Source organism: Phormidium sp. CCY1219 (assembly GCF_035615515.1).
In the GTDB taxonomy this organism is placed as follows: Bacteria; Cyanobacteriota; Cyanobacteriia; order Cyanobacteriales; family Laspinemataceae; genus CCY1219.
In genome coordinates this window covers 58,710-74,637 of sequence record NZ_JAJENT010000407.1, presented here as the reverse complement: position 1 = coordinate 74,637, position 15,928 = coordinate 58,710, and the positions used below count along the sequence as shown (strand labels likewise).

Below are 15,928 nucleotides of genomic sequence, written 5' to 3'. Positions count from 1 at the left end.
GGAGGCAGGGCTTATGTGCAATGCGCTGATTGCTTTACGCCGGACTTAGAAGGTTCAATTGCGCTTCAGGGATGATGCGATCGCCCAATGATGGGACATAGTTGAGTTTTGCAAATGCCTTTGAATAGAGTGCGAAAAACCCGCTTTCTCGGAAAACGGGTTTGAGAAGGATTGCTGAAGTGGTGGGGTGGTGGGGGATGGCATATGCGCTAAGCGATCGCGATCGCACTGGCCTAGATTTTCCCTGGAACCATTATTACCCTTGTGCCTGGGGGCGCTTCCCGTGATAGCAAACCATTCCCAAACCCATCAATAACAGAGCACCGACGGTTCCGGGTTCGGGAATTTTGCGCGGTTCGGGAGGGTCGAATGTTGCGGTTGTCTCGCCCCTAATCGAGCATTCCTCTTGGGAACAGTCCAGGGTCAGAGTGCGATGAGGGTCATGGAGACTGTATTCAGCGGCGGCGGGGGAGGCGAACCCCATCGCAGCGATCTGAAACGCACAGATAGAGGCCAATCCGAGAGAAATTTTGTCAAACATCTTGATTATCTCCTTAATTCAATACCTTGACTTGCTAATTTTAATCATCGAGGCAAACGGCTAGGTTGTCATTGCGATTGCTCACCGTGCCTGAGTGTTTGCGATCGGGGAGGGTTGTGATTTGGATCGCATATTCAACGCTTTCGGTTTGGCGATCGCAATCGATTGCGAGATAAAAAACCTTAAAATATCATTCTCATCCCAGCTTTTCGACTAGCTTCATTCTAATTGGCTGAAGACAAAAGACTCATCGTTCTGAAGTGAGATTTCCTACCAGCAAAGTGCTGGAAGATTCTACAGCCAAAGATAGAGGAGGAAAGAAAACTAGGGAAACCCGAAGCGGGGAAACCACCTGCGATCCCTGCCAGTAATCCAGGGCGATCGCAGTAATTTTACCCCGTATTTCTGCCTGGGGTATTATCCTGCGCGAGAGGAAATATTTTTGGTAGTAAAGGGTGAAGTATTCGCGGAAAAATACCTGCTAAAAATTTGATTATTTTAAAGACGAAATTTCAGACAATTAAGTTCCCGCTTGATTTGATTTTTGGGAGATTTTTCAGCCATTAATCGGAGAAAGGTGAGGAGAATTTGCACCGAAGCACCACAGGCGATCGCCCAGGAGGAATGGAACCAGCAATGTAGCAATTGCCCTGACAGGTCACATCGGCAAAAACCGACGAACCCACTCGATGGCAAAGAAAATCCCCCCTCTACGGCGAGGCAGAGGGGGGAATCGGGATGTGGCGAAAAATTACTGAAGCTGTTCTAACCAGAGATTCACATCCACCTTAAGCTGTTGACCCAACAACAGCAGGCGACGACGCAACCCCGAACCTTGCCAGTCAATAGAAGAATCCGAAGCATCTGTCGGTGTAATGTTCTCCTCATCCACCCCAATGGATTGTTCGGCGAGAGTCCCCTGGAGCCAATAGAATAAAAGCTCTTGAGCGCGATCGAGACACAGAGCCAGATGAAGCTTTTCGCCCACCGCGATCAGACGTTCCAACACAGCGATCGCCGATTCCACCGTTTCCGCTTTCGCGTCGTGCAGCAGATGCCACAGCGATCGCTCGATCAGACCTTCGAGAATCCGCTTCGCCTCGCTCAGTTGGAAATGACAGCGCATGTGTGCCGCTTCCGTAGCGATCGCCTCCAACTCGCTCAGATGACAAGAAATCTTCTCCAGATCCCCAACCGCATTGCCCATTTCCTGTTCCAGACCCGTCACCTCCATCATGCAGCGATGACCCAAAGCGATTTCTGCTGCCACCTGCAACTCTTTCGGCACCGGCAGCTCATCGCGATGGAAGCCCATCATCACCCCATAATTATCGCGATACACCTGGCTGTAAAGCTGATCGAGTCTCATCAAAGTTTCCTGACTTAGCAGGCGCATAATTCGGTGACGTTCTTCTGCAAACAAATCGCGCAAACTATACCATTTGCCATCGAAATGCTCGTTCATCACCAGAATAGCGTGCGCCACACTCGCTTCTTGGATCGCCGCAAACAACTGTTCTTTCATAGTGGTGTAGGCCCGTCGTCCAGCAAACGGCTGAATGCAGCAGTGGAAATCCCAGCCACCCAGATGGAGGACCGCAAACACCAAATCGAGACTTTCGCGGGTAATGTCCGAGATCAACTGCAACTGTCCCACCGCCAGAGTCAGCGGGCCCATGCGTTGCAACTGATAATCCCGGCGATAAGCCTGGTAGCAGTAGAGGTGTTGTTGTTCGGAATAGTTGGCAAACAACCCGCTAATGGCGTAGTGAGCCGCCACTTGTTCTAAGCTAATTTGGGCAGTTTGCACCAAATGATGGTAGACATTGGCACCATCTTTAAACAATTCCACATTGCTCGGTGCCCAAGCGAGGCGAGCGATAAATTCCCGTTCCAGTTCGATCCCCGCCACATCCCCTGCCAGTTCGATCGCCCGGGCGGCGTAGCGGAGAATTTGCACCCCTTCCGGGCGGGAGATTTCTTCAAAGAACCAGCCGCAACTGGTGTACATGAGCAAGCTGTGACGCTGCATTTCCAGCAAGCGCAAGGCATCGACTTGCTCGGATTGCTTCAGGGTGTGATTTTGGTGGCGTTCGAAGAAGCGCTGCAGGTTATCCTCCGAGCGATCGCGGATGACCTGGATGTACTCATCCCGCGTCCCCCAAGGATCGGCAAAAAAGCGCGTTGCTTCTTCTTCGTAGACCTGGATCGCTTCGTCGCGCAGCCAGTTGAGGGATTCGCGCAAGGGACGCCGCCATTTTTGGTGCCAGCCGCCGCCACCGCCGCATCCACAGTCATCTTGCCAGCGATTGACCCCGTGGGAGCAACTCCAAGCGGTGATCGGTTTGAGTTCCACTTCCCAGGTGGGGGGAGTGATGCTTAAATAATGGGCATAGTTGGTCACCGTCCAACCCCGGCGAGAGAATTCTTCAGTGAAGGCGTAGGCGAGGCATTTTTCCTTCCCCCGTTTGTGGTGTCCGAAGGTTTCCCCATCCGTAGCCACACTCAGGAGTTGGCTGGGTCGGCGATCGCCATGAATGGCTAAGCCCAGTCGTCCGACTAAATGTTGGGAACTGGTCAGCACGTCATTAAAGCCCATATCCCGCGAAATCGGCCCGTCGTAGAAGAAGATATCGATAAATTTGCGCTCTCCAGTGTCATCGGTTTCGGGGAGATAATAGCGATAGGGACGGGTGGGATCGATTTGTCCGCCGCCCACTTCTAGCCACTCCGGTTCTGGGTTGCTCTCGGTGGGGATCGCTCGACAGCGTTGCGCTTGCGAGGGCGCGAGGATGATAAATTTGATGTCTTCAGCGATTAGGGCTTCGATGGTGAGCGCGTCTACGGCAGTTTCCGCAAGCCACATGCCTTCGGGATCGCGCCCGAAGCGCAAGCGGAAGTCTTCTTTGCCCCAGCGGATTTGGGTGTATTTATCCCGCTCGTTGGCTAGGGGCATGATGATATGATTGTAGACTTGGGCGATCGCATTTCCATGTCCGTTTAGGCGTTCGGCACTTTTGCGATCGGCTTCGATAATTCGTTTGTACACCTCCATGTCGTAGCGTTCCAGCCACGTCATTAAGGTGGCACCGATATTGAAGCTGAGATATTCATAATTGTTTACGATTCCGATCGCTTCCCCGCGATCGTTCAACACTCTGGCAAAAGCATTCGGGCGATAGCATTCGTGGTAAATTCGCTCGTTCCAGTCGTGGAATGGCGCTGCACTGGGTTGCCTTTCTATGGCATCTAGATAGGGATTTTCTCGCGGTGGCTGATAGAAATGACCGTGAATGGTCACGTACACCCCGGTGGCTGTTTTTAGGGGATCGAGGGTTAAGGGGCGATTTTCCCTGATTGGTTGTTGTACTTCTGGCTTCAGTTCGGTTAACGCCGCATCAAGCGCAGAGGCGGTTTCAGAGTGGTTAGTCATCTATTTCTTGGCTTTTGTGTTAACAAACGACAATATCTTCATTCTCAGGGGACGACAAATTTCCCCAGTCAGTGTGGGTTAAGGGTCTCTTTTCCACTGGGAAAGAACACTCACACTATCAGGCGCGCTACGGGAATATGTTTCCGAAGTGTGCGTCGCAACCCTGTTTGTCTGGGTCACTCGGCGATCCGTTCCCACCCCACCCATAGGGTTTCTAGGTATAAATTCCGTTAGTGGCTACATTGCCGACCGGGTTTGTGAAGCATCAGTAAGCACTATAACCGATCCCCATTAAAATTGCCGCGCTCTCCAGGATTACTTAACACTTTAAAACAAAATTTAATGTTCCGAAAAACCCAACTCTAAAAAAAATTGCTATAATACTGCATTTCATTCATTCTCACCCCAGACCATCTTCGGGAGCGCCGCTTTTCATCAGTAACCTATAAGAGTCAATATTGGGCAGAAACTTTGAAAATTGAACATTGAAAAAATGAGTGACGCATTCCCCCACCTCGCCAACGGCAGGTGTTGCTCGAAAAACGGCAGCAACTAATTATCGTAGCCCTGATTTTCTATGTAGTGCTTCAGAACAGACAACATGAAACTCCTTAATCCGATCGCCAACGCTTTTTTCGTTCCCTTAGAAGCAGGGCCTGTCTGTGTGACTTGTGGACTACCGCAGTTCCAGGTTAGGATTGCGACACCCCCACCTCGCGCAATTCAGGTGGGGGAGGCTTCATGCCATCAATCTTGTAGTTCCTTGTAGTTTGCATCCAGGGGCAGGCGTATCTGTAGGGCGCTTGTCCTTCTGCCAACTGCTGGTTGCAAATGATTCACAGATAATTACCGACGGATAACCCAACAACTTTGATGTCAGTCAAAAACATTATTTTCATTGGCTTGCTCGTGTTTGTCCCCATTTCGATGGCCGGTCACTTCCTCCAGTGGGGATCGCTCACCATATTCATCACCGCTTGTTTGGGGATTATCCCCCTGGCGGCTTGGATGGGCATCGCTACGGAAGAAATTGCCGTAGTGGTCGGTCCGAACTTAGGAGGATTGCTCAATGCCACCTTTGGCAATGCCACGGAACTGATTATTGCCCTTGTGGCGCTCAATGCCGGATTCGTGAGTGTGGTCAAAGCCAGCATTACCGGGTCGATTATCAGTAACTTGCTTCTCGTCCTGGGATTTTCCATGCTTTTAGGAGGGCTGCGCTACAAACAGCAAGAATTTCCGCCAATCGTGGCGCGACTGAATGCCTCGGCGATGAATTTAGCCGCGATCGCGATTTTGCTGCCCACGGCGGTGGATGTCACCTCCAGTGGAATTGAGGAAACCCGGATGCAGCAGCTCTCGAGTGGAGTAGCGATCGTCTTGATTCTCGTCTACGGACTCACCCTCCTGTTTTCCATGAAAACCCATGCCTATCTGTGCGAGGTGGGAGAAGCGCAACAGGAAGATGAAGACCCTACCCATACTCCCAAACCCAATACCCTCTTGTGGACGGGGGTGTTATTAGTTTGCACCCTCCTAGTGGCACTAGAGTCGGAACTGCTGGTGGATTCCCTAGAAGAAGCAACCTCCATGCTGGGATTGACTGCCCTGTTTACTGGGGTGATTGTGGTGCCGATTATCGGCAACGCAGCAGAACATGCCACCGCCGTTACCGTGGCGATGAAAAACAAAATGGATTTGTCCGTTTCCGTGGCTGTGGGATCCAGTTTGCAGATTGCCCTATTTGTCGCCCCAGTGTTGGTCCTGGCCGGCTGGGTGTTGGGTCAACCGATGGATTTGAACTTTAACCCGTTTGAACTGGTGGCGGTAACGGTGTCCGTATTGATTGCCAATTCTGTCAGTTCTGATGGGCGGTCCGATTGGTTGGAAGGCACCCTGCTGTTAGCGACTTATTTGATATTGGGATTGGCATTTTATTTCCATCCTGCGATTCCCGGGATCGGGTAGGTGCGATTTGAGATGGGATGGAAGTTGGTTAGGTGGGCGCTGCTCACCTTTTTTTTCTGCCGTACTAGGAAGCCTGAGAAAGCCAATTCCAGCGCTGTTGCAAGATTTCTTTGGTTTCGAGGACGATATCGGGTAAATCAGCAAAATTGGTGGCTTGGTGACGCCATTCGTCCAAGAAGAATTGGAAACTTTTGAGATTGGTGCAATACTTCGCGATGTTTTTCCAGCTTTCTTTCCAGGAATTGGCTTCCTCACGCCGCGCTTCAATCTCCCCGACGCGATCGCAATGGGTCTTCCACGCTTCCCGCCATTGTGCTAGGGTTTCCGGCGCATATCGGCTTTTGAAGCGTTTTTTCTCAGCACGCACCACCTCGGCCAAGTCGTAGAGTTGTGCCTTACTCTCGCAGCGCCAGATTGCCGCTTCTCCGGCTTCTGCCCATCCGGGTAAAGAGCGGTAACTGACACAAGTACAGCGACCGCTTTGCAGACGCACGTGCAGCATGTGGGGCCAGCGATGAATGCCATCGGGGTCGATTTGCGCCGGCTCGATTTCCAAGACCAGAGCGATATCTTCGCGCGAGATCGGCAACTGCTGCGGATCTGTGGGGTCAATGTAGCCTTGGCCGATGAGGCTGGGTACGGAAGTTTCCAGGGTCACATTTTGATGAGGTTTCATGGTAGAGTCCCCGATCGGTTCGTAGAAGGTCAAAAGCAGGATAGTTTTGGCGGTAGCGATCGCTGTTGTGTTACTCTCTATTCTAGCACACTCAACTAACTGATTATTTTGCTAAGTTAAAAAAGCAACAAAAATTAATAATAGCCTCGAGAGGAGGACGAGCGATAGCGTCAAAAGCTATCGTTGCAGTCTTTCCAGCTTGAGGGAAAGCTAAAAAAAACACAGACAAACAAACAAGAAACAAACTATGATCCGCTGGCGTTTGCGAGTCGTCATGGCAGAGCGTTGTATGAGCAATGATGAGCTGGCTGAAAAAATGCAACTGCATCCGGTAACCGTCTCCAAGCTGAAAAACGCGAAGGACCTGCCAGCCATCGGTGGAAAAAAGCTCAATAAATTGTGCAAAGTATTGGAGTGTACCCCTGCAGATCTGATTCAGTACGTTCCCGATGAGGAGGGGAAACCGGACTAAAGCACAGGTAAAAAGGAACAACGAGAGCTTTTGGCGGATTGCGCTCAGCTCAAAAGCACTCTTTCTTGCCCCGGGGAATGGTCGGTGGGCGCGGGAGGCAAAACCTGCCTATACTGCAAATACAGCCTCCTACGGTAGCCTCCCATGAGCCTTTGCATCAATCCCAGGTGCCCCCAACCAAACCACCCCGCCAACATTAACAGCCAGATCTGTTGTCAGTGCGGGTCTGAATTGCTGGTCAACCATCGCTATCGCGTATTGCGGTTATTGAGCTGTGAAGGAGGCTTTGGCAAAATCTATGAGGTGAGCGATCGCGGCGAGTCCAAAGTGCTCAAAGTGCTCATCGAAAAAAATCCCAAAGCCGTCGAACTATTCCAACAAGAAGCCGCCGTATTGCTCCGACTCAAAGACCCCGGCATTCCCCGAGTCGAAGCCGATGGTTACTTTCTCTATTGGCCCCACAATAGCCCCGAACCCCTGCATTGCCTGGTGATGGAGAAAATCCACGGGCAAAACCTAGAAGAATGGCTCAGCACTTTCACACCCCACAGGCTAAGCCAACTCCAAGCCCTCCACTGGTTAAAACAACTGGCGCAGATCTTACAAAAAGTCCACCAACTGCAATATTTCCACCGCGATATCAAACCCGCCAACATCATGGTGCGGACTCCTACCACTCCCCACAGCTCTCCAGATGGGGATCGCCTGGTCTTAATCGACTTTGGCACGGCCCGGGAAATGACCCATACCTACCTAGCTAAAGTCGGAGGCGGGCAAAACATCACCAGCATCACCTCTGCCGGCTACACCCCCCTCGAACAAATCAACAACAAAGCCGTCCCCCAATCGGACTTTTACGCTTTGGGACGCACCTTTGTCTACTTGCTCACCGGCTTTCATCCCAACGAGTTTGACGAAGACCCGCGCACCGGACAACTCTTGTGGCGCAACGCCGCACCGGGAATTTCTCCGCTGCTGGCGAATTTTATCGATGAGCTGATGGAACCCTTTCCGGGAAATCGACCCAAGAATACCCAGGAAATTTTGTTGCGGGTAGGACAACTCGAGCGACAATTGCAAGAACCGCCACCCCCACCGTTTAAACCTGCCCCACCTGCGTCAATATCCTTCCCCTCGGTTCAATTCCATTGGTTGGTGAAAGGAGCGATGGCGATCGCGGCGATCGTGGCAGTAGCAGCCGTGCCAATTTATTTGGAATCAGCTTCCAGGGAGGAATCTGCTTACTTCGTCCGTTACTTGCCCTCTTTTCCCACTCCCTTCAAAGCTCAGAGTCATTGGGTCAATTCAGTGGCGATCGCTCCCAATGGCAAAACCTTGGTGAGTGGCGGCTGGGACTATACCATCAAGGTGTGGAATTTCGCCTCTGGCAAAGAAAAAATCACCCTGAAGGGACATCGCAACTGGGTCAGATCCCTTGCCATCTCTCCCGATGGCAAAACCCTGATCAGTGCCAGCGACGATACCACTATCAAAGCATGGAATTTAATTCTGGGTATTGTGCAATATACCCTTTCCAGTCACGAGAAAGCGGTGAATTCGGTGGCCATATCGGGTGATGGCAAGACTCTCGTCAGTGGCAGTAGTGACAACACGGTGAAAGTCTGGAACCTCAAATCTGGTAAGCTCGAGCGCACCCTGCGCGGTCATCGCAACTGGGTGAATGCAGTGGTCATCACTCCCGATGGAGAAACCGCCATTTCTGCCAGCAGCGACAGAACGATCGGCGTTTGGAATCTCTCCTCTGGCACTCGGGTGGATACTCTCTACGGTCATACGGACTGGGTGTCTTCCCTGGCGATCGCTCCCGATGGAGAAACCCTTGCCAGCGGCAGTCACGATGGTACGGTAAGACTGTGGGATCTGCGCTCTGGCGAATTAAAAAAAACCCTCCACGGGCGTCAAAAGTACGTGTCGGCGGTGGCGATTAGTCCCGATGGCAAAACCCTGCTCAGCGGTAGCAGCGATGGCACTATCAAGCTGTGGAATTTGAGTAATGGCACCCTAAAAAGCACCATTAGCAGCAGTGGGTATGTCCGGGCGCTGGCGATCGCGCCAGATAATCGACATTTTGTCAGTGCCGGTCTTGACAAACAAATCAGAATATGGCAAATGCCGCCCTAGGGCAAAAAGAAGACAAGAGGCGATGCCATGAGCTACTGCATCAACCCCGGTTGTCCCGAACCCCAGAATGGCGATCGCGAGCAATTCTGTCGCAGTTGTGGCTTTGAATTGCTCCTCCTCGGCCAGTATCGCCCCATCGCCCCCCTCAGTCAGGGGGGGTTTAGCATGACCTACGAACTCGACCACCACGGTCAGCGCAAAGTCCTCAAACTCCTCAATCTGGCGCAATTTCACGACTGTAGCACCCACCAAAAAGCCCTGTCTCTGTTTCACCAAGAAGCCCGGGTGCTCAGTCAGCTCGATCGCCCCGGCATTCCCAAAGTCGATCCGGGGGGGGCTTTTACCATAAATCATCCGGCTTGTCAATCCCCCTTACATGGTTTGGTCATGGAAAAAATCGAAGGGGTCAACCTAGAGCAGTGGCTAAAACAGCGCGGACGGGCGATCGACCAACACTTAGCCCATTTATGGCTCACCGAACTCACCCAAATCCTCCACGATGTCCACACGCGGCAATTTTTCCACCGGGATATCAAACCGAGCAATATCATGCTGCAACCCACTGGAAAGTTGGCCTTAATTGACTTTGGCACGGTTCGCGAAGTCTCCGATACTTACTTGGCCAAAATGAGTGCCGGCCAACCCGGTACCGCAATTATCTCCCGAGGATATGCCCCTCCAGAACAAGAAAATGGCTGGACGGTCCCCCAATCCGATTTTTTTGCCTTGGGCCGCACCTTCGTCTATTTGCTGACCGCTTCGCATCCCCTCACTTTTTACGACGCCTACACTTCTGAGTTGCGCTGGCGCAGTGCCGTTTCCCACATTTCTCCCCCCCTCCTGGATTTCATCGATCGCCTGATGGCTCATTTACCCGGACAACGCCCCGCCAATTCCCAGGAAATTCTCCAACAGCTCGCCGTTGTGCGACTCTCAGAACCGACAACAGCAACCATACCCACAGGGGTTTCCCTCCCACAGGCAGCAAGCATGACCCGCGATAAAGCTTTTATCGGTCATCGCGATTGCGTCTGGTCGGTGGCGATCGGTCCGGGAGGCCATATCTTGGTTACCGGAAGCTGGGATCGCACCATTAAAGTGTGGAACCTCGCCACCGGACAACTGCTACGCACCCTAGGCCATCATGCAGATGCCATCTGGTCCGTGGCAATGAGTGCAGATGGCAATATTTTGGTCAGTGGAAGTTCGGATAATACGATAAAAATTTGGCATCTGCCTACAGGCGGATTAATTCGCACCCTGGAAGGTCATTCCTCTTGGGTGGCGGCAGTGGCAATGCTTTCCAATGACCAAACCCTCGTTAGCGGCAGTTGCGACAAAACCCTCAAACTCTGGCATCTCCCCACTGGTGAGTCGATCCGCACCCTGGAAGGTCATTCCTACGGAGTCACATCCCTGACCATTCATCCGGATAATCAAACTTCGATCAGTGGCAGTGGCGATAAGACGATTAAACTGTGGAATTTGCACCGTGGCGAATTACTAGGCACCCTGACGGGCCATTGCGCGGCGGTGACTTGTGTCAGGGTTGCTCCCGATGGCAAAACCCTGGTCAGTGGCGATTTAGACAAAACGATTAAAGTCTGGGATTTGGCCACGGGAGAAGAAAAACAGACCCTCAACGGTCATTCAGGAACGATTTGGGCACTGGCAATTGCCCCGGATGGACAAACCCTGGTCAGTGGGTCTCGCGATCGCACCCTGAAAGTCTGGCACTTGCCCACTGGGAAATTGCTGGCTACCTTGAAGGGGCATCGCGCCCCCGTAACTGATGTGGCCATCAGTGGCGACGGAGAAATCATTGTCAGCGCCAGTAGCGATGGGGCGGTTTTCAGTTGGCGATCGCCTACCCGGTCTCCCGCACCGTCTCACGCCCTCGTCCTTTGAGCGAAAACCTTGCCTAAATTCCCCGACACAACCCCTACAACACTCCCATATCGTCACCCAAACCGTCCCTTTTTGTTCGGTTGCGCCTACTTACCTTTCCCAGGAAACCTGTTACATTAGAAACAGTTAAGAACTTAATTATTTTTCAGCTATCCCTCGAAATAATATTTAACTCAAAACCACTTAACAGCTCTTACACAAACAAACCACTCAACGGAGGTCAAACATGAACCCAATACCCAATCGCGATCGCTCCCCAGAATTCGGTGAAGGAAATGGGGACAACAATAATATCCTCTGGCAATACGTCCAATCGATGAGTCCCGAAACGGTCTCTCAACTTTCTAAACCCGCTTCTTCGGAAGTGTTTCAGGTGATGGAACGCAATATCGTCGGACTGTTGGGCAATCTCCCGGCAGAACATTTCGGCGTCACCGTGACCACTAATCGCGAGCATCTCGGGCGCTTATTAGCTTCGGCCATGATGAGCGGCTATTTTCTCCGCAACGCCGAACAACGCATGAAATTCGAACAATCGTTGCAATTGAGTGAGGGTCATTCTTCCGACCCGGAGTAAGCAGAGACAGCGAATCGCAACGTGGACTCAAAACACCGGAATTTTAAACTCGCAACCTCTCAAAACTCGGCAAGCTCCTCGATGAGTTTGCCGAATTCTGTTATTGTATCCCTGCGTGAATCTTTATTGGCATGGTATGGCAGGAATTGTCGGGATTTACCGTGGCGTCGCGGACAAGACCCTTACCCAATTTGGGTCTCGGAAATTATGCTACAACAGACCCAAGTGAAAACGGTGATTCCCTACTACGAACGCTGGTTAAAACGGTTTCCCACGGTGGAAAAACTGGCCTGCGCCGACCAACAAGCGGTGCTGAAAGCGTGGCAAGGTCTGGGATACTACGCCCGCGCGCGCAATCTGCACCGCGCCGCCGAGGAAATCGTCCGCCGTCACGGTGGGGTGTTTCCCAATACTTTAGATGCGGTGATGGCGTTACCGGGAATCGGACGAACCACTGCAGGCGGGATCCTCAGTGCGGCGTTCGATCTCCCGGTTTCGGTTCTCGATGGCAACGTGAAGCGGATTTTGGCTAGAGTGATAGGATTGTCGGTGCCACCGAATAAAGCGATGAAGTGGTTATGGCAGCTTTCCGACTGTCTTTTGGATCCGAACCGCCCGCGCGATTTCAATCAAGCGCTGATGGATTTGGGGGCAAAGGTTTGTACGCCGAAAAATCCAAACTGCGATCGTTGCCCTTGGACTCCCCACTGCCAAGCTTATCAACTTAATCTGCAATCTCAGTTACCTATGCGCTCTTCTTCTCGTCCCATTCCTCATAAAAATATTGGTGTTGCCGTTATCTGGAACGATAGCGGACAGATTTTAATTGACCGACGCCGGCAAGAAGGTTTGCTAGGAGGATTGTGGGAGTTTCCAGGCGGTAAACTCGAAGCGGGAGAAACCGTGGAAGCTTGTATTGCTCGCGAAATTCGCGAAGAGTTGGGGATCGAAATCGAAGTGGGCGCGCATCTGATCTCGGTGGAACACGCTTATACTCATTTTCGCGTCACCCTCAACGTGCATCACTGTCGCCTGTTAAGCGGGGATCCGCAACCGTTGGAGTGCGATGAGGTGCGCTGGGTGAGGTTAGAGGAGATGGATCGGTTTCCGTTTCCTAAAGCTAATGTAAAGATTATCCAAGCGTTACGTCAGGGCTAACCGGTGTAGGGTAAGCTGAAATAAGAATGGATCGAGTGCCGCTAAACGATCGCTTTAGTGGCAGCAGTGGCTTGTACTAACTTATTTCTGTTTGCACTGAGGAAAGCCGTGCTGTTTAATTCTTACGAATTTATCTGCGTGTTTTTGCCGATTGCCCTGCTGGGTTTTTTTACCGTTGGGAAAATCGGCCACTATCGCTGGGCGATCGCCTTTTTGGTGGCCGCTTCTTTATTTTTCTACGGGTGGTGGAATCCGCCTTATCTATTATTAATTCTGGGTTCGATTCTGTTTAACTATTGCTTAGGCTCGCTCCTGAGTAAAGATAGTGTTAGTTCGACCCTAAAGCGCAAAGGACTGTTGATTTTTGGCATGGCGGTTAATTTGGGTTCGATTGGCTATTTTAAATATGCCAATTTTTTCGCAGATACCGTTAACGCGATCGCGAACGCGAATATCGACCTGGGAGACATTTTCCTCCCCTTAGGGATTTCCTTTTTTACGTTCCAGCAGATTTCCTATCTAGTTGATGCTTACAATGGGGAAACGAAGGAATACAATTTTCTCCGGTACTGCTTGTTCGTTTCGTTTTTTCCCCAGCTTATCGCCGGCCCCATCGTTCTGCACAAAGAGGTGCTGCCTCAGTTTGCCCAAAAAGCAATTTACCATTTCAATCGGGAAAATTTGTCGGTGGGAATTACGATTTTTTCGATTGGGTTATTCAAAAAAGTGATTTTTGCCGATACTGTTGCGCTTTACGCGACTCCCGTGTTTGATGCGGCGGCAAATGGGGCCACGTTGAGTTTCTTTGAGGCATGGTGTGGGGCACTTGCCTATACGATGCAGCTTTATTTCGATTTTTCGGGCTATTCCGATATGGCGATTGGCGCGGCCCGGATGTTCGGTATCAAACTCCCGCTTAATTTTAATTCGCCTTACAAAGCGGTGAATATTAGCGAGTTTTGGCGGCGCTGGCACATGACCCTTTCCCGCTTTTTGCGCGATTACCTTTACATTCCCCTCGGTGGCAATCGCCAGGGGAAAATCCGCCGCTATGTTAATTTAATGATTACCATGTTGTTAGGCGGGTTATGGCACGGCGCGGGCTGGAATTTCGTCCTCTGGGGTGGGTTACATGGTTCTTATCTGGTGATTCACCAACAATGGCTGCAATTTCGCAAGCTTCTCGGACAAGATATTAAGGCGAAAGGGTCTTGGTGGAGTCGCGTTTTGGGTTGCGTGCTGACCTTTTTTGTGGTGGTGGTGGCTTGGGTATTCTTTCGGGCAACCAGCATGGAAGCGGCGGGCGCAATGTTGACTGCTATGTTTGGCGGAAATGGGATTTCTTTGCCCGGGTTTACGGAGAAGTTTCTCGGCTTTTTGCCCAGTGCGATCGTGCAGTTTAATGGGATTTTGGCTGGGTCGAAAACTGCTTTACCCTCCCCGCTGGCAATGTTTTGGATTGTTTTATTGCTCGCGATCGCTTGGGGTGCGCCCAATACTCAGCAGTGGATGGAACGCGCTAATCCCGCACTGGATTATCCCGCCGAATTTCCGTCAGGTCGTTTGGGCAATGTCTGGTGGGAAAAACTGCAATGGAAACCCACTCCGCAATGGTCTGTAGTGGTGGGACTCGCCGCCGGTTTGAGCTTGGTGTTTTTGCTCAGACCTACGGAATTTCTTTACTTCCAATTCTAATCACTCCCTGTGTATTTCTCCCCTCCACCCTCTCCCCTACAAGGTCGCGACCCTACCCCCAATCCCTCCATCCCCCGCGACTTTTTTAGGATAAAATTTGCCGTTCCTTGTTAACGAATCCCTACCCCCCACCAAGATTGTGAAAGGAAAATTCCAGGACATGAAATCCAAACCACTCACCTCTTCCGAAACCTCGATGGCAAAACCCTCTGCCATTCCGACCAAATCCAAGTCGTATTTGCTCTATTTCTTTACTACAGTAGGAGCAATATTTTTAGCTTTCCAAACTTTGCCGGCTCTTCTCATCGACCCTTACAAAGTGTTCGGTCTCTCTAATTTTAATCAGAAAAACTTTTCTCCCAATACGCGCTACTTGAAAATAGAGCATTTGCTTGATTCGGAGAAGGAAACCGCTTTTCTGGTGGGGTCTTCGCGGGTAAACTACTATCAAGTGGAGTCGGCGAGCAAACTGTCGGGCTATCATTATTACAATCTCAATGCTGAAGGAGATAATGCCCTAGGAGCAAGAAGAAAAATAGAATGGCTGGTTGAAAATGAAAATCCCAAGCAAATTGTTTTGGCCTTAGACTATGATTTCGGGTATGGTAAAATAGACGCCCTAGAACTGTTCCGACAGGATCATCCTCGGGTAACGGGTCAATTTCCCCCCTTCTTTTATTTGAAATATTTTCTATTTCAGCCGAATACGGTGTGGGAAGCGGTGGAAGGAAATTTGAAAGATGAGCTGATTTATTCCTTTGACCCTCAAAGCGGCCATTTTTGGTACAAGAACTACATCGATTTGAATGAAAACCCGGATCGCTATGAGGGGAATCAGTTCAAAGCATTGAAAGAGTGGGAAAAGCCCAAGCCTATCGAGAAAAAAATTGACAGCTTAGGGGAATATCAGAGGGCAATTGAGGCGATGGATCGGAAAAGTATCGACCGAATTGTCGTAATCAATCCGATCAATCAACATCGGTTTTCCGAATTCGATATGGAGGATTATGCCAATTGGTTGCGGGAAGTGGTGGCGGATGCAGGTGCAGTGTGGGATTTTTCGGGTTTGAATTCGATTACTACCAATGACCGGATGTACTATGATACCAGTCATTTTATTCCAAAAGTGGGGGATATGGTATTGCGTAAAATCTTGGGGGACGATGAGCGCGGGGAAGAAATTCCAGAGGATTTTGGCGTGTTGGTGACGCCGGAAAATGTAGACGCCCGAATCGAAGAAATTCGTCAAGAATATGCGCGCTATCATCAAGGAGTCTCAAAGAAGACGATGGAATAAGACATCCACTGGCGGGGATTTTTTGTCCGCTTAATAACACTGTACCAGATAAAGCGTCACC

The 15,928-nt window shown here is 50.9% G+C and carries 11 protein-coding genes; 8 read left to right on the top strand and 3 right to left on the bottom strand.

The window, feature by feature from the left end; all coding sequences use genetic code 11:
- Window positions 1-256 precede the first annotated feature (256 nt).
- Both LKK83_RS08995 and LKK83_RS08990 read right to left on the bottom strand, forming a co-directional pair.
- On the bottom strand, window positions 257-541 hold the full coding sequence (locus tag LKK83_RS08995) for a PEP-CTERM sorting domain-containing protein (RefSeq protein WP_324630741.1): 285 nt from the start codon (window positions 539-541) through the stop codon (window positions 257-259).
- 751 nt (window positions 542-1,292) lie between these two features.
- Entirely contained in the window at window positions 1,293-3,974 is a 2,682-nt protein-coding gene (locus LKK83_RS08990) for a DUF3536 domain-containing protein (RefSeq protein WP_324630740.1), read from the bottom strand.
- A gap of 873 nt (window positions 3,975-4,847) precedes the next feature.
- Between LKK83_RS08990 and cax the strand changes: the two genes are divergently transcribed.
- The gene (gene cax / locus LKK83_RS08985; RefSeq protein ID WP_324630739.1) at window positions 4,848-5,942 is read left to right on the top strand and encodes a calcium/proton exchanger; all 1,095 of its coding nucleotides are present in this window, start codon (window positions 4,848-4,850) and stop codon (window positions 5,940-5,942) included.
- A gap of 64 nt (window positions 5,943-6,006) precedes the next feature.
- Here cax and LKK83_RS08980 read toward each other — a convergent pair whose 3' ends face one another.
- Window positions 6,007-6,618, bottom strand: a complete 612-nt coding sequence (locus LKK83_RS08980; protein ID WP_324630738.1) for a hypothetical protein — start codon at window positions 6,616-6,618, stop codon at window positions 6,007-6,009.
- 247 nt (window positions 6,619-6,865) lie between these two features.
- Here LKK83_RS08980 and LKK83_RS08975 point away from each other — a divergent pair, with 247 nt between their 5' ends.
- The 7 genes from LKK83_RS08975 to LKK83_RS08945 all read left to right on the top strand — a co-directional run bounded on the left by LKK83_RS08975 (window position 6,866) and on the right by LKK83_RS08945 (window position 15,867).
- Entirely contained in the window at window positions 6,866-7,090 is a 225-nt protein-coding gene (locus LKK83_RS08975; RefSeq protein WP_324630737.1) for a helix-turn-helix domain-containing protein, read from the top strand.
- A gap of 231 nt (window positions 7,091-7,321) precedes the next feature.
- Window positions 7,322-9,232, top strand: coding sequence for a serine/threonine-protein kinase (locus tag LKK83_RS08970; RefSeq protein ID WP_324630736.1), 1,911 nt, complete (start codon window positions 7,322-7,324; stop codon window positions 9,230-9,232).
- A gap of 27 nt (window positions 9,233-9,259) precedes the next feature.
- On the top strand, window positions 9,260-11,140 hold the full coding sequence (locus LKK83_RS08965) for a serine/threonine-protein kinase (RefSeq protein WP_324630735.1): 1,881 nt from the start codon (window positions 9,260-9,262) through the stop codon (window positions 11,138-11,140).
- A 226-nt stretch (window positions 11,141-11,366) separates the two neighbouring features.
- Window positions 11,367-11,717 carry a DUF760 domain-containing protein gene (locus LKK83_RS08960; RefSeq protein WP_324630734.1) on the top strand — a complete coding sequence of 117 codons (351 nt, stop codon included), beginning with the start codon at window positions 11,367-11,369 and terminating at the stop codon, window positions 11,715-11,717.
- Between the two features lie 81 nt (window positions 11,718-11,798).
- Window positions 11,799-12,875, top strand: a complete 1,077-nt coding sequence (gene mutY, locus LKK83_RS08955) for an A/G-specific adenine glycosylase (protein WP_324630733.1) — start codon at window positions 11,799-11,801, stop codon at window positions 12,873-12,875.
- 108 nt (window positions 12,876-12,983) lie between these two features.
- Complete coding sequence (locus LKK83_RS08950) at window positions 12,984-14,570, top strand: MBOAT family O-acyltransferase (protein ID WP_324630732.1); 1,587 nt, start codon at window positions 12,984-12,986, stop codon at window positions 14,568-14,570.
- A 160-nt stretch (window positions 14,571-14,730) separates the two neighbouring features.
- Window positions 14,731-15,867, top strand: a complete 1,137-nt coding sequence (locus LKK83_RS08945) for a hypothetical protein (RefSeq protein ID WP_324630731.1) — start codon at window positions 14,731-14,733, stop codon at window positions 15,865-15,867.
- The last annotated feature ends 61 nt before the right edge of the window (window positions 15,868-15,928 follow it).